At 32.9% G+C, this 17,750-nt stretch carries 19 protein-coding genes; 9 read left to right on the top strand and 10 right to left on the bottom strand.

Translation table 11 applies throughout. The annotated features are described in order from the left end of the window. From AB8B65_RS05575 to AB8B65_RS05585, 3 genes are all read right to left on the bottom strand, one after another. Positions 1–725 (bottom strand): peptidylprolyl isomerase (locus tag AB8B65_RS05575; protein WP_405299871.1); only part of this gene is annotated, 725 nt, incomplete at its 3' end. Between the two features lies 1 nt (position 726). Then, positions 727–1,293 (bottom strand): gliding motility-associated peptidyl-prolyl isomerase GldI, encoded by a 567-nt coding sequence (gldI, locus tag AB8B65_RS05580; protein WP_405299872.1) that lies wholly within the window; start codon positions 1,291–1,293, stop codon positions 727–729. Between the two features lie 4 nt (positions 1,294–1,297). Then, positions 1,298–2,311, bottom strand: coding sequence for a bifunctional oligoribonuclease/PAP phosphatase NrnA (locus AB8B65_RS05585; RefSeq protein WP_405299873.1), 1,014 nt, complete (start codon positions 2,309–2,311; stop codon positions 1,298–1,300). A 183-nt stretch (positions 2,312–2,494) separates the two neighbouring features. Here AB8B65_RS05585 and AB8B65_RS05590 point away from each other — a divergent pair, with 183 nt between their 5' ends. Further along, positions 2,495–2,914, top strand: a complete 420-nt coding sequence (locus AB8B65_RS05590) for a nucleoside-diphosphate kinase (protein ID WP_405299874.1) — start codon at positions 2,495–2,497, stop codon at positions 2,912–2,914. A 410-nt stretch (positions 2,915–3,324) separates the two neighbouring features. Here the strand turns inward: AB8B65_RS05590 and AB8B65_RS05595 are convergent, their stop codons facing one another. Together AB8B65_RS05595 and recF are read right to left on the bottom strand one after the other, a co-directional pair. Then, positions 3,325–3,621, bottom strand: a complete 297-nt coding sequence (locus AB8B65_RS05595; protein ID WP_405299875.1) for a DUF721 domain-containing protein — start codon at positions 3,619–3,621, stop codon at positions 3,325–3,327. 6 nt (positions 3,622–3,627) lie between these two features. After that, positions 3,628–4,707 (bottom strand): DNA replication/repair protein RecF, encoded by a 1,080-nt coding sequence (gene recF / locus AB8B65_RS05600; RefSeq protein ID WP_405299876.1) that lies wholly within the window; start codon positions 4,705–4,707, stop codon positions 3,628–3,630. A gap of 110 nt (positions 4,708–4,817) precedes the next feature. Between recF and AB8B65_RS05605 the strand changes: the two genes are divergently transcribed. Both AB8B65_RS05605 and ribH read left to right on the top strand, forming a co-directional pair. Beyond that, positions 4,818–5,639 carry a tetratricopeptide repeat protein gene (locus AB8B65_RS05605; RefSeq protein ID WP_405299877.1) on the top strand — a complete coding sequence of 274 codons (822 nt, stop codon included), beginning with the start codon at positions 4,818–4,820 and terminating at the stop codon, positions 5,637–5,639. A 3-nt stretch (positions 5,640–5,642) separates the two neighbouring features. Then, a complete protein-coding gene (gene ribH, locus AB8B65_RS05610) occupies positions 5,643–6,131 on the top strand; it encodes a 6,7-dimethyl-8-ribityllumazine synthase (RefSeq protein ID WP_405299878.1) in 489 nt (162 codons plus the stop codon). Positions 6,132–6,248: 117 nt separating this feature from the next. On the opposite strand, the gene AB8B65_RS05615 is transcribed toward ribH, so the two are convergent. From AB8B65_RS05615 to AB8B65_RS05625, 3 genes are read right to left on the bottom strand one after another with little or no spacing between them, the layout of a single operon-like run. Then, the gene (locus AB8B65_RS05615; protein WP_405299879.1) at positions 6,249–6,809 is read right to left on the bottom strand and encodes an RsmD family RNA methyltransferase; all 561 of its coding nucleotides are present in this window, start codon (positions 6,807–6,809) and stop codon (positions 6,249–6,251) included. Next, entirely contained in the window at positions 6,810–7,646 is an 837-nt protein-coding gene (locus AB8B65_RS05620; RefSeq protein WP_405299880.1) for a DUF3822 family protein, read from the bottom strand. Next, on the bottom strand, positions 7,621–8,481 hold the full coding sequence (locus AB8B65_RS05625) for a hypothetical protein (protein ID WP_405299881.1): 861 nt from the start codon (positions 8,479–8,481) through the stop codon (positions 7,621–7,623). The genes AB8B65_RS05620 and AB8B65_RS05625 overlap by 26 nt, the downstream gene beginning before the upstream one ends. Before the next feature lie 189 nt (positions 8,482–8,670). Between AB8B65_RS05625 and AB8B65_RS05630 the strand changes: the two genes are divergently transcribed. From AB8B65_RS05630 to AB8B65_RS05655, 6 genes are all read left to right on the top strand, one after another. Next, the gene (locus tag AB8B65_RS05630; RefSeq protein WP_405299882.1) at positions 8,671–10,095 is read left to right on the top strand and encodes an ATP-dependent RecD-like DNA helicase; all 1,425 of its coding nucleotides are present in this window, start codon (positions 8,671–8,673) and stop codon (positions 10,093–10,095) included. Positions 10,096–10,221: 126 nt separating this feature from the next. After that, positions 10,222–11,109, top strand: a complete 888-nt coding sequence (locus AB8B65_RS05635) for a hypothetical protein (RefSeq protein ID WP_405299883.1) — start codon at positions 10,222–10,224, stop codon at positions 11,107–11,109. A gap of 157 nt (positions 11,110–11,266) precedes the next feature. Beyond that, positions 11,267–11,980, top strand: coding sequence for a 3-deoxy-manno-octulosonate cytidylyltransferase (gene kdsB / locus AB8B65_RS05640; RefSeq protein ID WP_405299903.1), 714 nt, complete (start codon positions 11,267–11,269; stop codon positions 11,978–11,980). Further along, a complete protein-coding gene (locus AB8B65_RS05645) occupies positions 11,980–12,672 on the top strand; it encodes an HAD family hydrolase (RefSeq protein ID WP_405299884.1) in 693 nt (230 codons plus the stop codon). Before kdsB ends, AB8B65_RS05645 begins: the two co-directional genes overlap by 1 nt. Continuing rightward, positions 12,672–13,304, top strand: a complete 633-nt coding sequence (locus AB8B65_RS05650) for a CatA-like O-acetyltransferase (protein WP_405299885.1) — start codon at positions 12,672–12,674, stop codon at positions 13,302–13,304. The genes AB8B65_RS05645 and AB8B65_RS05650 overlap by 1 nt, the downstream gene beginning before the upstream one ends. A gap of 38 nt (positions 13,305–13,342) precedes the next feature. Then, positions 13,343–14,425, top strand: coding sequence for an iron-containing alcohol dehydrogenase family protein (locus tag AB8B65_RS05655; RefSeq protein WP_405299886.1), 1,083 nt, complete (start codon positions 13,343–13,345; stop codon positions 14,423–14,425). A 359-nt stretch (positions 14,426–14,784) separates the two neighbouring features. On the opposite strand, the gene AB8B65_RS05660 is transcribed toward AB8B65_RS05655, so the two are convergent. Together AB8B65_RS05660 and AB8B65_RS05665 are read right to left on the bottom strand one after the other, a co-directional pair. After that, on the bottom strand, positions 14,785–16,344 hold the full coding sequence (locus AB8B65_RS05660; RefSeq protein WP_405299887.1) for a hypothetical protein: 1,560 nt from the start codon (positions 16,342–16,344) through the stop codon (positions 14,785–14,787). Between the two features lie 119 nt (positions 16,345–16,463). Next, the gene (locus AB8B65_RS05665) at positions 16,464–17,684 is read right to left on the bottom strand and encodes a tRNA modification GTPase (protein WP_405299888.1); all 1,221 of its coding nucleotides are present in this window, start codon (positions 17,682–17,684) and stop codon (positions 16,464–16,466) included. Between the last annotated feature and the right edge of the window lie 66 nt (positions 17,685–17,750).

A 17,750-nucleotide genomic window follows, 5' to 3' on the forward strand; every position in this document is an offset into this window, starting at 1 on the left:
GCTTTTGCTTCTGCACCAACTCTAATAATGTTTACTTCTAACATAATAACATCTTCAAGTGGTTTTTTAACTTGATCAACTGCTACATTTGAAATGCTATCTTGCACTTCAATTCCTTTGATTAATTGTCCAAAAACAGCATGACAGCTTACTCGTGGTCTGTTACAAGGCTTTGGGTTTCCACTTGCATCCATCGGGTCTAAACTTGGATAAGGAACTTCTGTAATGAAGAATTGACTTCCGTTTGTGCCAGTTCCACCTGAGTTTGCCATTGATAAAACACCTGGCTTATCATGTTTTAAATCTTTGTCAAATTCACTTGTAAAACGGTATCCCGGATTTCCACTTCCTGTAGCTGTTGGATCACCACCTTGAATCATAAATTTGTCCATAACTCTGTGAAAAGAAACACCGTTGTAATATGGTTTTCCTTTTAATTCATCAGAAAGTTTTGGATGTGTTCCTTCCGCCAAAGCGACAAAATTTGCTACGGTAACCGGTACTCTTTTGTAGAATAATTTAGCTAGCATAGTACCTTTGTTGGTTTTGATTTCAGCAAAAATACCATTCTTATCATCTAATTTTAAATCGGCTTCTTGAGTTGTCGATTCCATGTTAGCAGCTGTATCTGCTGTAGTTGTTTTTTTATCTTCGTTTTTACAAGAAGTAAATCCTAAAGTAATAATCGCAAGACATATTGTGATTGTTGTTGTAAATAATTTCATTTTAATTTTCTGTTTCTAGGTTTTTATTGTCTTTTTTTATGTCGAGTAATGTTATTGTTGATCTGATTGGAACATTTGTGCCAATACGTTTGTTATCTCCGTGATATCCATAAGCAATATGTGAAGGGAAAAGAAAAGTAATCGTTTCTCCTTTTTTCATTAATTGTAAACCAAAACGTAAACCAGGAATGATTTGTTGTTTGTCTACTACATATTGTTGTGTGCCAAGTTCTTCTTTTTTGTAAATAACATCGCCATTCGTCATTTTTGAAATATTGAACTCATATGTCAATGTATCTCCTTTTTTTGTTTGATAGCTTTCTTCCGTATTTTTTGTATTGTAAAAATACCAGAAACCATTATTTGATGCAATATATGTGTTGAGTGAATCACGTTTGATATATGCTTGAATATTAGCTTCTTCCTTTGCAATTAGTGCTTTATTTCGTTCTACAGATGCTTTCAGAAAAGTTCCTGAACGAATATTCACAGGTTTTCGCGCTTCTTGTTGAGCACACGAAATAACACTGATAAATATGATCCCTAAGAAAATTATTTTTTTGAACATATATTTAGCTTAATACTGATTTGTATTCAGTTAAAATCTCTGTGAACTTTTTTACGGTTCCTTCCATAGAAGCTTCACTTCTTCCGCCTGCTGCGTTTGTATGTCCGCCACCATTAAAGTGGGCGCGTGCAAATTCGTTTACCGAAAAATCACCTTTGGATCGCAATGACATTTTTACATACGGTTCTTGCAGGTTTTCTATAAAAATTGCTGCAAATTTAATACCTTTTAGTGATAATCCATAATTTACAAAACCTTCTGTGTCACCTTTCTTAAAATCATACCGTATTAATTCCTCTTTACTTACGGTAATGTATACAGTATTGTAAGCTTCGAGCACGACTAAATTTTTCAAAGCACATCCTAATAATTGCAAACGACTCAAGCTATTTGTGTCATATATTGCATTGTGAATACTTGCATTTTCTGCGCCTTTATCTATTAAATTAGCAATAATTCTGTGTGTAGTACTTGTAGTTGCTTTAAAGCGAAAAGATCCTGTATCGGTCATAATTCCTGTATACATACAGGTTGCCATTTCGGCATTAATCATGTCTTCATCACCCAAAAAAGTAATAAAATGATACACCATTTCACAAGTAGAACTCATAGTAGTGTTTGAATACATGAATTTTGCATAATTTGAAGGCTGCTGGTGGTGATCAATCATAATAAAAGTAGCTTCACAAGCGGCAACTGTTGCTTCCATATCGCCAATTCTACTCAAATCATTAAAATCTAACGTAAAGATAACATTGGAGGCTTTCAGAATTTTTTTCGCATGATCTCTTTCGTAATCAAACTTTACAATTTCGGCTTCTCCAGGCATCCATTTTAAAAAACTAGGATAATCATTTGGAGCTACAATAGTAACCTTGTGTTGCCCTTTTTTCAAGTAATGCCAAAGCGCGAGCGTAGAACCAATAGCATCACCATCTGGATTTTTATGTGGAATTATGACAATATCTTTTGGTGTTTCAAGCAGCGTTTTTACGCCTTGTATTTCTGCTTTATTCATGCGTTTCAATTCTGTAATTCAATATAAACACTATAAAAATGGCCAATATTTAAGGCCTTCTTATTTCATAGCTGGCTAATATACTAAAATAGCCTTGCAAATAAATTGTATTTGTGTACTTTTGCACCGAAAATCAAATATGATTTTACAAAACAAGAATTTATAACAAATATTATATACATAATGGCTGGAAAAAGAACTTTTACCATGATTAAGCCTGATGCTGTAGAGAATGGACACATCGGAGCTATTTTAGAAAAAATTGCTGCTTCAGGATTTAAAATCGTTGCAATGAAATTAACACAGTTAAGCAAACGCGATGCTGAAGAATTTTACGCAGTACACAACGAAAGACCTTTCTTTGGAGAATTAGTAGAATTTATGACTAGAGGACCAATTGTTGCTGCAGTTTTAGAAAAAGAAAATGCAGTTAGCGACTTTAGAACGTTAATTGGAGCTACAAATCCTGCGGAAGCAGCAGAAGGAACAATCAGAAACTTATATGCAACTTCTATTGGAGAAAATGCAGTTCACGGTTCTGATAGTGATGAAAATGCAGCTATTGAAGGTGCTTTTCACTTTTCAGGAAGAGAGACTTTCTAAGGAAAATATACAATTTATATAGAGAAGCTTCAATCGTTTGGTTGAGGCTTTTTTTGTTTTTAGATCGCTGACGCTGTTAAATGGTTAGATCGGCTTCGCCTTTTAGACAGTTTCATATAATATTTGAATTTCTGTTTGAAACTTTATTGATACATTTTTAAATTAATAAATAGACATATTAATTTGGATCGCTTGCTTTTGAATTGCTTCGCGTGCCTTCTTAAACAACTCAAAACGTCACTTCGAGTAGTTTTTTGTAATGAAATGAAGAAAAAATGTATCGAGAAGTACTTTGAAACATCTTTGCGAAAGTTTTGATAAAACTTTTGGCAATCTTTTCTTAATGAACAGATTACTTCGTCATACTTCCTTGTAATGACGTTTCAAAGAAATCTAGTTCAGCCTAAAAACTATCGTAAAATCAAAGTTTTAATCAATTCTTTGCCCAAACTTTCATTTAGGTTTTTGATGATTTTATCTTTCCCGTAGCTTAATTCTTGACGCAATACCGCAGAAGATAAAGAAACATATAGTGTGTCGTTTTTTAAAAGTACGTTTGTAGTATAGGTATTTACACCATTTCCCATTACTTTGAGCCAAGCATCACGCGCGTCAATTTTGTCCAATCCGTCTTCCAATCGGTTTTCGGAAACAAAATCTTTCAATACTTCGCTAATGGTTCTGTGTTCGGTGTGTCTTTTTTTCAAAATAAATTATAATTTAAAAATATCGTACGATTGATGAATTTCCTTTACAATACTTTCGGTACGTTCTACATGTGTGTCACTGATAAAAATTTGTCCAAAATCATCATGATTTACCAAAGACATAATTTGTGCAACACGTTGCTCATCTAACTTATCAAAAATATCATCTAACAATAGAATAGGAGTGATATTCGCTAAGTTTTTAATAAAATCAAATTGTGCCAATTTTAAAGCAATCAGAAATGATTTTTGCTGTCCTTGACTTCCAAATTTCTTGATTGGATAAGTTTCAATGGTAAACAATAAATCGTCTTTATGAATTCCTACGCTTGTATATTGTAACACTCTGTCTTTCGCTAGACTTTCTTCCAACAAAGATCGAAAATCTTTTTCATGTAATTGACTTTTATAGCTGATATTAACAATTTCTTTTTCGTTAGAGATTGCATTGTAACGCGTCATAAAAATAGGCAAGAATGCTTCAAGAAACTTTCTGCGTTCCACGTAAATTAATGAACCTAACTCGTGTAATTGATCGTTGTAAATACTTAAAGTATCCGCGTCAAACGTACTATTCAGCGCAAAATACTTCAATAATGAATTTCGTTGCGAGAGTACTTTGTTATAATTGATTAGGTTTTGTAAATAACGTTTATCTGATTGTGAAATTACGCTATCCATAAACTTTCTGCGTGTATCGCTTCCTTCAATAATTAAATCGCGATCAGCAGGAGAAATAATGACAAGTGGTAAAAAACCAATATGTTCAGAAAGTTTGTCGTACGGTTTCCCGTTGCGCTTTACCATTTTCTTCTGTCCTCTTTTTAGCGAACAGATAATATTTTCGTCTCTTTCGGCTTTTTCATACATTCCATCGATCACAAAAAAATCTTCTCCGTGCTTAATATTTTGTGAAGCAACAGGATTAAAATAGCTTTTTCCAAAAGATAAATGATAAATGGCGTCAAGGACATTGGTTTTTCCAACACCGTTATTTCCGACAAGACAATTTATTTTTTGGTTAAAGTCAAAAGAATTCGTTTCAAAATTCTTATAATTGATCAATGATAATTTCTTTAGAAACATGAAAAATAGGGCGTCATTACAATAAAAATGCAAATTATTGAAAAATATCAAATAAATAAGCTTTTAATTCTACTTAAAAATTTTATTTTTGCGCACATTAATATACAATTATGGCAACTTACAAGAAAAGAGGATATAAAGTAAAAACTAAAGTAGAGAAAGAAAAAGATGTTTCTGCTGAAGAAATTGATAGTACAACAGCAGAAGTTTTTAACACTTTAGATGAGACTGCGTCCAAAACGGAAGAATGGGTAGCCGGAAATCAAAAGTATATCTTTATTGGTATAGGTGCGATTGCCGTAGTACTTTTAGGATATTTAATTTATACAAAGTTAATTGCTGCTCCAAACGAGGTAGAAGCATCTAATGAAGTGTATCAAGCAAATGCATATTTTGATCAAGCAACAAACATCAACTTGAACGAAAATATGGCAAGTGGATTGGCTACTAGAGATTCTTTATATAAATTATCATTAGAAGGAGCAGAAGGAAAGTTCGGATATTTGAAAATTATTTCTGAATATGGAGGAACTAATGCTGCAAATCTAGCGAACTACAGTGCAGGAATTGCACAGTTGAACCTTAGAAACTATAAAAAAGCGATTGCGCACTTACAAGAATTTTCATCAGATGATATTATTATTGGTGCAAAAGCAAAAGGTGCAATTGGTGATGCCTTTGTTCAGTTAGAACAAATGGATACTGCGTTAGAATACTATGAAAAAGCATTTAAGCACAGTAAAAATGATGCTACAACTCCTATTTACTTGTTAAAAGCAGGAATTACAGCATTGAGTTTAGAAACTCCACAACCAGCAAAAGCATTAGAGTATTTTAATAGAATTGAAGACGAATATGCTTCTTTTAAAAATACTGTTGATGGTAAAATGCTAGACGTTTACATAGGAAAAGCAGAAGCCTTGAATAACTAATTTATGGCTACAGTAAATAAAAATTTATCGACTTATGATAAAGCTACAATCCCAAATGCGAAAAATTTTCGATTTGGGATTGTTGTTTCTGAGTGGAATGAGAATATAACAGAAGGACTTTGTGAAGGCGCTATTTCAGCTTTGAAAGTGAATGGAGTAACGGAAGACAATATTATCCGTTGGAATGTTCCTGGAAGCTACGAATTAGTATACGGAGCAAAGCATATGCAAAAAACACAACAAGTAGACGCAATTATTGCTATTGGAAGTGTGATACAAGGAGAAACGAAACATTTTGACTTTGTATGTAGTGCGACCGCACAAGGAATTAAAGATTTGAATGTACAATCGGATATTCCTGTTATTTTTTGTGTATTGACAGATAATACGTTGCAACAAGCAATTGACCGTTCTGGTGGAAAACATGGAAATAAAGGTGTAGAAGCCGCTGTAGCTGCGATTAAAATGGCTGCATTGCGTACTCTCGAATAAAAAATTAGAAATTCAGCATTGATCTGAATCAAAATATAAAACCGTTGTAAAAGTTATTTTGCGACGGTTTTTTTGTGAGTGAAGGTTTCTGAATTTATAATTCGAAATTGAAAAACACTATTCTTCTTCTGTAGAAGATTTAGGAAGTTCAAAGAAGCTAAATATAGAGCTGCCATAGCTTTTTGAGAAACTAAAGTTTGCAACATGTGCTAGTTTGGTTTCTTTGGCGTGTTCTATGATTAAGAAACCATCTTCTAAAAGTAAATCTCTGTCAAAAACGAGAGCTGCAATTTTTTCAAACTGTACTTCCGTAAATGCATACGGCGGATCTGCAAAGATGATATCTGACTTCAAATGCGTTTTGTCTAAAAACTTATACACATCACTTTTAATCGCTGTAATATCAAGTGCTAATAAAGCGGCTGTCTTTTTTATATAACTCACACACCCATAATCGCCATCTACTGCAGTGATATTTTCGGTGCCACGCGAAGCAAATTCATAACTAATATTTCCAGTGCCTGAAAACAGCTCTAAGACACTAATTTCATGGAAATAATAATGATTATTCAAAATATTGAAAAGCGATTCTTTTGCTAAATCCGTTGTTGGGCGCACAGGTAATTTCTTTGGCGCTTGCAATCGTCTTCCTTTATGTTTTCCTGAAATAATTCGCATCTAAAAATTTGTTAGCAAAGTGAAATCGTGGTGACTTTTCGGTGTTTCTACCGTTGAATGAAAATCGAAATTGTACGCTTTATTCAAAAAGTTTATATGACGAATATACATATACGTAACTGAATATAAAACATCACTTTTATCAATAGTGCCCAAAAAGTACAATTGTAGCGTATTGGTATTCAATTTTAATTGTTCAACCGTAAACAATAAGTAATAAATAAAATCTTCGGAAGAAGTATATTCAAAAGAATTGTAAAACAATAGCTTCTTTTGTTCAATAACTACAATTTGGAAATGTTCTTTTTGAATGTGTACATATAGCACGGCTTCTTCACTTGTTGTAGCCAATTGAAATATATTTTCTACTAATATAGTGGCAAAATGTTTGTAATGAAACGCGCCATATTTTTCAAAAAATAGATTATTAATATTCACATACGGAATATATACATTTACCATGTCATTATTGGCAATGACATCAAACGTCATATAATCATTTGATAAAATTTTATTATTATATTTTAAGTAATCTGCTAAGTTTTTATCAGAAAACAAAGGCTTTGGTACAAAAGTAGAAAGCGTATTAATGTGACTTACAGTAACCGTTTCAAATGGTTGATTGAGTAATAAAGCTTCTTGCTCAAAAATAGCGACAATTTCTTTTTCTAGCTGTAGCGGATTCGTCACTTCTTCAAACTGAAAATGGCGCAATGCTATAATTTCATTGTCAATTGTATGTAGGATACAAAAAGAAAATCCATTCAGTGAAACCTGAATGGACAATCTTTTATAATTTGTTTGATCTATGTTATTTTTTCTTGCTTGCAATTTCATAGCTTGTTGGCCAGTTTCCGCTATCACTTACTTTATCTAAAGATCCAACATGAACATCAGATCCATCAATCTCATCAACAGAAATAACTCTTGTTTCTTGTCTTAATAAATCTTTATCTAAATCGTGTAATATAATAGTTTTTGGTGCAGAAACTCTAAAAACAGGCGCGTTGTACTTATTAACAGTAACAGAACTTACTTCCATTTTAAAAGTTTCTGTTTTGCTTTCCGCATACGGTACATACTTCATTTTCTTATAACGATCTGATTTTTTGAAAAGTGAATCTCTCACAGGTTTAAAATCAAGAGTATCAATAATTACAGTATCTCTCTGCTTGTCAATTTTATATGTTTTATCGAAATATACATAACTAGAATCTCTTTTCTCAAGAATTGCAAATTCAGCAGTTTCTATAAAATTTTCTAAGTCCTTAAAGTTACGAGCGTAATTTCCTTTGATCGTTTTGTGTGCTGCTTGTGCATCTCTAATATCTTTCAAATTCTCAATAACGGCAGTATAACGCTTTATTTTTTCCTTCTTAAAATTTACAGGCGTCATAATGGATACATAAATTTGATATCCAAAAAACGCAGAAGCGGCCAAAAATACAATTGAAAAAATGGGTCTTAACTTTCTAGGTATCATCTTCTCAATTAAAAATAAAAGACCAATTGCAACAATAAGAGCTACAACTAAAATAATTGGTGTTTTATACGTTGCGAACGAACCTGGTTCTATCACATCTTTATCTTGAGCCAATGCCAATGCTGGCACGAGTAAGAAAGTGATTACGAATAATAAGGCTAAATTGAATTTTTGTTTTACGTGTTTCATCTCTATTATGAATAGTTTTGTTTTAAGAACATCAATATACGCAAATCTACAATTTTTTTTTAATGGTAAAAGTATTTGCCTAAAAAAAGCATGTTATATTTATAAAAAAGCAATTGATAGGGAATCAATCGATTTACTTTTCTATTTTCGCTGTTGAGATTCTGAGAAAATACAATAACTTCAATACTTATGGATGCAACTACATTTTACAAATTATTGAAAAGTAAATTTCCACACGAAGTTACTTTCAAGCAAGATGTAGTTTTACACAAACTTTGCGAGTTTATTTATGGCGATGATCCAGATGCACTATTTCTCTTAAAAGGATATGCCGGAACAGGAAAAACGACAACTATTGGTACGTTGGTTTCACACTTGTGGCACACCAAAAAAAAGTCTGTTTTATTAGCTCCAACAGGACGTGCGGCAAAAGTAATTAGCAATTATTCCAAACGAGAAGCACACACCATTCACCGAAAAATATACTTTCCTAAGAAAGATAAAGGCGGTGGCGTAAGCTTTGTATTGCAGCCAAACAAGCATCGTGATACACTTTTTATTGTGGATGAAGCATCTATGATTCCCGATTCGCCAAGTGACTCTAAACTGTTTGAAAATGGCTCTTTGCTAGATGATTTAATGTCGTACGTATACGCTGGACACAAGTGTAAATTGATTTTAATCGGAGATACAGCACAATTACCGCCTGTAAAATTAGATATTAGCCCAGCGCTAGATGAACGTACGTTGGAATTGAATTACGATAAAAACGTAACACTCATTGAATTAGACGAAGTTGTGCGACAAGATTCCGATTCGGGAATTTTAGTCAATGCAACAAATTTGCGAGAACAATTGCACGATCAATTTTATGCCGAATATAAATTTCAACTAAACGACTTTCCAGATATTGTACGCTTAATTGATGGCTACGAAATTCAAGATGCCATTGGTGATGCGTATTCTGACGAAGGAAAAGAAGAAATGGCAATTATTGTTCGTTCCAACAAAAGAGCCAATATATACAATCAGCAAATACGCAGTCGTATCTTGTTTAACGAGAACGAGTTATCTTCTGGTGATTATCTAATGATTGTTAAGAATAATTACTTTTGGTTGCCACCAACTTCCGAAGCAGGATTTATTGCAAACGGTGATATTGTAGAAGTTTTAGAAATTTTTTCGATTAAAGAATTGTACGGATTTCGCTTTGCAGAAGTAAAAATGCGCATGGTCGATTATCCAAATCAGAAACCACTAGAAACCGTATTGCTTTTAGATACCATTCACGCCGAAACACCTGCATTATCATATGAAGACGGAAATCGATTGTACCAAGAAGTTATGAACGATTACGCAGATGAAACGTCCAAATACAAGAAATTTTTAAAAGTAAAAGGCAACAAATACTTCAACGCATTACAAGTAAAATTTAGTTATGCCATAACGTGTCACAAATCGCAAGGTGGACAATGGAAAACGGTTTTTATTGAGCAACCATACTTGCCAAATGGTGTTGGAAAAGAATACATGCGTTGGCTATATACGGCAATGACACGTGCGCAAGAAAAGCTATATCTCATTGGTTTTTCGGACGATTTCTTCATTTCGTAACAAAATAGTTTGCAGTTGTGATTTTTTAAAAAAGTAAACCGATACTTTAATTTTTCCTATTTTTAAAATTCAAAATCTGTCACATTGTGGGCAGTTGTGATGCAAAATATTTAAAACCAAAAACCAATGCATACCCAATATTACAAACCATCAGGGAAAACAAATTCCAAAAGTTTTCTATATCTATTACTTGCAATTCTCATTGCAGCACCTATTTTAACGGTAGTTTACACGTATGCAGTTTTATACATTCCTATTGTGTATTTGAATGTTGGTTGTGTTATTGGAATTGCCTTCGGATTAGGTTTTGCAGCAAATTTTGTTGTCGGATTAGGAAAAGTACGAAACCAATTGGTGGCAATTCTTTTTGGATTGATCATCGGAATTGCAGGCTTATACTTTAGTTGGATCATTTGGGTATATTATCACTTAAATGCTTCTCCTTATATTGATATTACCCATTTAGAACTTTTAGAAAGTCCCGAAGCACTTTGGGATGTAATTTGGAAAATTAACGAGCAAGGAACTTGGGGAATTGGAAGAAACGCTAATGCATACCTTTCTGGGAGATTGCTAACCACCGTATGGGGTATAGAAGCAATTGCCTTTATTGGAACACCGATATTTTTTGCATTTACAAAAGCAAACGATCCGTATTTGGAAGAAGATGATAATTGGGCAGATACAACTAAAATTGGTCCTTTTGAGTTCATTTTTGATAACGAAATACTAAAAAAACAGTTAGAAGCTAAAAACTACGAACCATTATTGGCAATGGGACCAGCGCTAAATGATCAGCAAAAATCACATGCAATTTTTACTTTATATCACAACAAAAAAAGAACACACGGCAAAGAGTTTTATCTCAGCGTAAGCAATATGAAAGAGCGCATTGATAAAAAAGGACAGCTAAATTTTGATGAAAAAAGAATTATCAATTCTATACGAATTCCAAAAGATGTAGGAACGCAACTGATTGCCAAAATAGGAACTTCCATAGAAGTGCAATTGTAAAAAGTGAACAAAAAGTAGTTTATTTTCTAAATAATCTGTGTCTTCAATAAAACATAATTTAAAATAATTGTATTTTTAACCCGGATTATGTGATTGATTTCTTTTACATACTTCGTTCATAACACCTTAAAATTTCTTCCTTTTGAAAATAATAGCCATGATTCCCGCACGATATGCAGCTTCTCGATTTCCCGGAAAGCTTATGCAAGATTTACACGGAAAAACTGTAATTACCCGAACGTATGAAGCCACCGTAGCTACAGGTCTTTTTGAAGAAGTATTTGTGGTAACAGATAGTGAAATTATTAAAGAAGAAGTGCAAAAAAATGGTGGAAACGTCATTATGAGTCAAAAGGAACACGAATCTGGAAGCGATCGTATTGCAGAAGCCGTTCAAAATGTAACAGCAGACATTGTAATTAACGTGCAAGGAGACGAGCCTTTTACCGAAAAAGCCAGTTTAGAAAAGGTAATTAATGTGTTTTATGAAGATCCCGAAAAGGAAATTGATTTGGCTTCATTGATGGTTGAAATTACAGATTGGGACGAAATTAACAATCCGAATACGGTAAAAGTAATTGTAGATCAGCGTGATTTTGCTTTGTACTTTTCGCGTTCGCCAATTCCGTTTCCACGAGATAAAAATGCAGGTGCTAAATACTATAAACACAAGGGAATTTACGCGTTTCGCAAACAAGCCTTGTTAGATTTTGCAGCTTTGCCAATGCAAATGTTAGAAGCCACTGAAAAAATAGAATGCATTCGCTATTTAGAATTCGGCAAAAAAATAAAAATGGTTACAACGAATGTAGAAGGTGTTGAAATTGACACGCCAGAAGATTTGGAACGCGCAAAAAAAGTGTGGAAATAATGAAATACACTACTGTAAAAGTCATTGCTTTTGATGCAGATGACACACTTTGGGTAAACGAAACCTATTTTAGAGACGCCGAACACAAGTTTGCAAAACTATTATCTGCTTACGAAACCGAAAATACAATTGATCAGGAGTTGTTTAAAATGGAGATGAAAAACCTTGCAACGTACGGATACGGAATTAAAGGTTTTGTATTGTCGATGGTGGAAAGCGCCATTGAACTTTCTAATGGAAAAATTTCAAATAAAGTACTTTCTGAAATTCTAGAAATTGGAAAACAAATGATTTCCATGCCAGTTGAATTGCTTGATGGAATTGAAGAAGTGTTAGAAGAATTGAGTAAAAAATACAGATTATTAGTCTTAACCAAAGGCGATTTGTTAGATCAAGAACGAAAATTAGAAAAATCGGGCTTGACCAAATATTTTCATCATGTAGAAGTGATGAGCGATAAAAAAGAAAAAAATTACAGCGATTTATTGGAGCATCTTCAAATTGATGTGAACGAATTTTTAATGATAGGAAACTCGTTAAAATCGGATGTATTGCCAATAATCAACATAGGAGGAAAGGCGATTCATGTACCATTTCATACGACTTGGCTGCATGAAACAGTTTCTCCAAATGAAGAATCTGATGCATATGATGTCGTAAAAAACATCACAGAAGTGTTAAACTATTTGTAATGAAGAAGCTAGATTTACAAAACTGGAATCGTAGAAAGCATTTTGAGTTTTTTAATACGTTTCAAGATCCGTTTTTTGCTGTTGCCGCGCCAATGGACGTCACCAAAGCGTACGAATTTGCAAAAGCTTCTGGAGTTAGTTTTTTTGCGGTGTATATGCACGATTGTATGAAAGCGATTAATGATGTGGAAGCATTTCGGTATCGAATACAAAACGAAAATGAAGTGGTGATACATGAGGCTATTCACGCGTCAGCGACGATTATGCGACCAGATCATACGTTTGGATTTTCATTTATTGATTATGATGTCGATTTTGAAAAATTCAAGCAGAATTTAGATAAAGAAAAAGAACGAATTATACATTCTGACGAATTGTTTCCGCCCAAAAACACAGAAGATTGTGTATATGTTTCGGCATTACCTTGGGTACGTTTTACAGGACATAAAGAACCTTTTCACGGAAAAAAAGAATCGGTTCCAAGAATTGCTTTTAGTAAAATGGAAGCTGTAAACGGTAAAAAAGTGCTGACCGTTTCCGTTTCAGTAAATCACGCCTTGATGGATGGCTATCATGTTGGGCAGTTTACCGAAAAATTTCAAGAATATTTGCTAAAACATAAAATAAGTTAACGTACATATTTATATTTACAACATTAAACCAACTAACTATGCAGTATAAAAACTTTCCAATGGTTCCCAGAGTGATCTTCGGAAGAGGAAGTTTTAACCAGATACAGGAAATTTTAACACCAAAGCGTGTCAATACAAAAGCGCCGTTTATCTTTTTGGTAGATGCTGTTTTTGAAAATAATCCGTGGTTGATAGATAGAATTCCACTTCGTTTTTTAGATCAAATTATTTTTGTTTCGGCAAATGAAGAACCCAAAACTTCTCAAGTTGATGCGTTGGTGGAAGAATTGAAATCACGCTTTACCGAAAATCCGTCTGGAATTATCGGAATTGGTGGTGGAACATTGCTTGATATGGCAAAAGCCGTTGCAATTATGTTGACTAATGAAGGAAGTGCAGCCGATTATCAAGGTTGGGATTTGGTAAGTACGGAAGCTGTGTATCATGTCGGAATTCCGACAATTTCAGGAACTGGTGCCGAAGTTTCACGTACAACCGTGTTGACTGGACCAGAAAAGAAATTGGGAATTAATTCAGATTATACACCTTTTGATCAAGTGGTTTTAGATCCAGAATTAACGCGTGGTGTTCCGCAAAATCAATGGTTTTACACGGGAATGGATTGTTATATTCATTGTATAGAATCGCTCACAGGAACGTATTTGAATGCATTTAGCCAGAGTTATGGCGAAAAAGCACTTGAATTATGTCGCAATGTATTCCTAGAAAAAAACGTGCGCGATGAAGATTCTGAAGATAAATTAATGATGGCTTCTTGGCACGGCGGAATGAGTATTGCCTATTCGCAAGTTGGTGTTGCACACGCCATGAGTTACGGACTTTCGTATCTACTTGGAACAAAACATGGAATTGGAAATTGTATCGTTTTCAATCATTTAGAAGAATTTTATCCGCAAGGTGTTTCGGAATTCAAAAAAATGGTTCGCAAGCACGATATTGACATTCCAACAGGACTTTGTAAAGATTTGACCGATAAGGATTTTGATAAAATGATTGATATTGCGCTGATGTTAGTTCCTTTATGGGAAAATGCATTGGGTAAAAACTGGCAAGAGATCATTACGCGTGAGAAATTGAAGAATATGTATATGAAGATGTAAGATTTTTTTAGATCGTTTCGCTATCAGAAACGGCTTCGCCTGTTAGAATTTTAGAAGCGCTTTGCTTTTAGATTTGTTTTTTTGTTGATTCGTTAATTTGATCTTCAAAACGTCACTTCGAGTGATTTTTGATAAAAAATTGTATCGAGAAGTACTATGAATTAATTCTGTCATTTCTGCGTAGGCATTAATCTCAAAGAGATTTTGTATCGAGAATTACTATGAAACGTCTTTGCGAGAGTTTTACAAAACTCGTGGCAATCTGTTTCAAAGAAAAATAAGATTCTCTTAGTTACAGATTGCTTCACTACGTTCGCAATGACGAATTAAAATTTACAATAGGATGTTTTTTAGAATCATCAATTAAAAAAGAACTCCTCCATAGTTACAATATCCAACCAACCCGATTTTCCGTTCTTGATGATTTTAAAGAAAATTCCAGTATCTATTTCTAGTAATTCATATCTTGGTTTTTTGTGATGCGGAAAAATTCCTATTTTATTATTTTTATAAAAAAGAATTCTGCTTTCGTAAATTTTTATATCATCATATTTTATAGAGAGTTCTTTCTTTGCGCTAATTAGTTTGGGTGTTTTGTGGATGATCTTTTTTTGAATTCCGTTTGTAATTGTATCTCGAATAGAATTTTGGTCATCCATTTCGTAATCATAGGAAAATAAACCATACGAATTGTTCGTCTGTACTTTAATATATTCAGGATATTTTGACTGTCTTCCTTTATTTTCATCCCAGTACTTGTGTGTTGTATTGTCTAAAAAAGTAACGTTGCTTTTGTTTTTAATATTCGTAAATACAAATTCTCTAGTTTGATGATACGTTCTTGCCAATCCGCCATGTGCTATTTTAATGCTATGATTGTATCTATTATTAGTATTGTGAAGCAATTCGTATTTAATGTCGTTTACCGTTCCGCAAACTATACTTTTAACATGGGTAGTTCCTGAGTTTTCTCCTAAATAATTATAATATGCAGGACCATTAGTTGTCAATATTTCTAATTCATCATTGTGTAAATGCACTTTTTTAAGATTCGGAATGTCTATTTTTTTCAACAAACTCGTATATACAGTATATTCATCATCTTTTTTTCCAACAATGTAATATTCGTTGTCTGTGATGGTGTCAAAAGCGATTCCTAAAAGATCATTTCCGTAATGATCAAAAATTCGAAACTGATTTCCATCTTTTATTTTTTGATAGAGTTGAGAAAAATAAAACTCGTAAAATTCATCTTTTTGTGTGATGAAATATTTATTTTTTTGAATAGGAATGATTTCTAGAATTTTTTCATCTTCACATAGTACAAGTGGATTCTGTCTGTTATTGATAGGTATAATTGTAAAATCGATATTACTATCATCATTTAATAGAATGATTTGTTTATCATTTCCAAAATCTAGAATAACTGGTTGATACCAAACAGCATAAAAAACGTCCCATTGTGACTGTTCAGGATGTCTGTATTCTTCTACTGCCTCTAGATCATAATAAGTAGCAAAATTCTGGTCAGAAAATTTTAAAATAGCATGTTCCTCTTCTTCAATGTCTTCTGCTTTAATTTCCCATTCCGTATGTTTTAAGTCGTTAAAACCATTTGGTTTCAATTGATTGACAGTAACAAATTTTTCATATTCACGGTTAATTTCCGCTTGTGTATATGTATAATCATCACGATCAATATGTATCTTACTAGAACGGCGACCATGCTTATGACTGTTAAAATCTATGTCAACTGCCTTAAATGCATCTTCGCCAACTTTCTCATAAAGCATAAACGATTCATGGTCGTAAGCAATCAAATCAATATTAGGAACTTTCACCACGTGTTGTGCATCCATCATCACACAGAAAAAAACAATGAAGAAAAAATTACAGAATACTATTTTTAGGTTGTTCATTAAAGAATTATTTATAAGCTAAAATTAGCCATTGCAAATGCTATAAAAAACAAAGAATATGTAAACACACCTTTTGAGTGAGTAAACATATTCTTTGTGCTATTGTGTAATTTTATTTTTTAGAACAACGTATATCCGAAAATAATAGCAAAACTACTGTAATCTTTTGTTGTTAAAAATGGATTGTTAGGAAGTAATTCTCTTGGTGTCTTGTATCTAAATTCGACACTATATTTATTGTCATATTTATAACCAATCCCAAAAGCAAGATTTCCTTTAGGTGATATTTTTGTATCTAAAATTTCTCTTTGTTCGGCATACAATTCATCATTTAAGGTAATATTAAACATGTAAAGCGCGTTGAAAAATAGTTTAGAAGAATCATTAATAAACGAGTAATGACGTATTCCTAGCGGGATTTCAACTCCAGAATAATCAATAATAGCATTGGTAGTTCTGGTTGCAGAAGTAGTTTGTAAATAAATAAACTCTTGCTCGCCACTATATGAAATATAAGTTGGTTCAATTACAATAGCCCATTTATTTCTGTTGAAATTTAAGATGAATTCAGCTTCTACACCAAATTGAAAACCAGTTTTCTCTTCAAAATTTAGTTCATAACTAGGAGCAAAATTACTTTTTACATCAGCTGAAGCAAAGTTAACTCCGGGTTTTATAGATATATTGAAACGATCTCTTTTAATTCTTGCTTCATAATTCACAATACCAGTTCCTTTGCAATCATTGTATAATTTGAAAAACTTTATGAGGCTTGATTTGGTGTAGTTTGCATTTTTAATCTTTTTTCTAAGATCTCCACAATCAAGAGCATCCCATAATTGTCTTCTAAATTGGTTATTTTCTCCAATACGTGATTCTGTAGCCATGTATTTTTTATACACCAATTGTTGTACATCTACATTGTTACTTTTAATAAAATATTTTCTTAGATTTCCATTAATGTATGAATACAAAGAAGCTTCTCCTTCAATAAGTGTTTTTAAAAAAAGTTGTTGGGTTTCCCATCTTGGTTGATCGGAACTTTCCAAGTCATTTAAGTTTTGATAGGAAACATCAATAGCTACCGTAAATCGCTCGTATTTGGCAGCATTGTATATTTCAAAAGCCTGTACTTTTTTAATAGTTGTAGTTTGCTTTTCTCCATTTTCAGAGAGTTTATACTGAAATTCGGTCGGATTGTTTTTCCAATCAACGTTTTTAATATAACAATCAATTTTTGCTCCTGAATTGTCAATATAATAGCCTTTTTCAAAGTTGATTTGTGCAAAAGTAACTATGCTAACGCACAAAAATAAAATGGTAATAACTTGTTTTCTCATAAAAGAAAGTTGGTTTTGTAATGAATGAAAATGTTTTTTATATGTAGCAGCTATTTCAAATACGTT

Source organism: Kordia sp., from assembly GCF_045105435.1.
GTDB lineage: Bacteria > Bacteroidota > Bacteroidia > Flavobacteriales > Flavobacteriaceae > Kordia.

Excerpts from the sequence above, each read along its gene's own strand:
- AB8B65_RS05605 (WP_405299877.1), top strand. The coding sequence starts at position 4,818 with ATGGCAACTTACAAGAAAAGAGGATATAAAGTAAAAACTAAAGTAGAG.
- AB8B65_RS05660 (WP_405299887.1), bottom strand. The coding sequence starts at position 16,344 with ATGAACAACCTAAAAATAGTATTCTGTAATTTTTTCTTCATTGTTTTT.
- AB8B65_RS05625 (WP_405299881.1), bottom strand. The coding sequence starts at position 8,481 with ATGAAACACGTAAAACAAAAATTCAATTTAGCCTTATTATTCGTAATC.
- AB8B65_RS05630 (WP_405299882.1), top strand. The coding sequence starts at position 8,671 with ATGGATGCAACTACATTTTACAAATTATTGAAAAGTAAATTTCCACAC.
- AB8B65_RS05655 (WP_405299886.1), top strand. The coding sequence starts at position 13,343 with ATGCAGTATAAAAACTTTCCAATGGTTCCCAGAGTGATCTTCGGAAGA.
- kdsB (WP_405299903.1), top strand. The coding sequence starts at position 11,267 with ATGATTCCCGCACGATATGCAGCTTCTCGATTTCCCGGAAAGCTTATG.
- AB8B65_RS05645 (WP_405299884.1), top strand. The coding sequence starts at position 11,980 with ATGAAATACACTACTGTAAAAGTCATTGCTTTTGATGCAGATGACACA.
- AB8B65_RS05665 (WP_405299888.1), bottom strand. The coding sequence starts at position 17,684 with ATGAGAAAACAAGTTATTACCATTTTATTTTTGTGCGTTAGCATAGTT.
- AB8B65_RS05620 (WP_405299880.1), bottom strand. The coding sequence starts at position 7,646 with ATGAAATTGCAAGCAAGAAAAAATAACATAGATCAAACAAATTATAAA.
- AB8B65_RS05635 (WP_405299883.1), top strand. The coding sequence starts at position 10,222 with ATGCATACCCAATATTACAAACCATCAGGGAAAACAAATTCCAAAAGT.
- AB8B65_RS05590 (WP_405299874.1), top strand. The coding sequence starts at position 2,495 with ATGGCTGGAAAAAGAACTTTTACCATGATTAAGCCTGATGCTGTAGAG.
- ribH (WP_405299878.1), top strand. The coding sequence starts at position 5,643 with ATGGCTACAGTAAATAAAAATTTATCGACTTATGATAAAGCTACAATC.
- AB8B65_RS05585 (WP_405299873.1), bottom strand. The coding sequence starts at position 2,311 with ATGAATAAAGCAGAAATACAAGGCGTAAAAACGCTGCTTGAAACACCA.
- gldI (WP_405299872.1), bottom strand. The coding sequence starts at position 1,293 with ATGTTCAAAAAAATAATTTTCTTAGGGATCATATTTATCAGTGTTATT.
- recF (WP_405299876.1), bottom strand. The coding sequence starts at position 4,707 with ATGTTTCTAAAGAAATTATCATTGATCAATTATAAGAATTTTGAAACG.
- AB8B65_RS05615 (WP_405299879.1), bottom strand. The coding sequence starts at position 6,809 with ATGCGAATTATTTCAGGAAAACATAAAGGAAGACGATTGCAAGCGCCA.
- AB8B65_RS05650 (WP_405299885.1), top strand. The coding sequence starts at position 12,672 with ATGAAGAAGCTAGATTTACAAAACTGGAATCGTAGAAAGCATTTTGAG.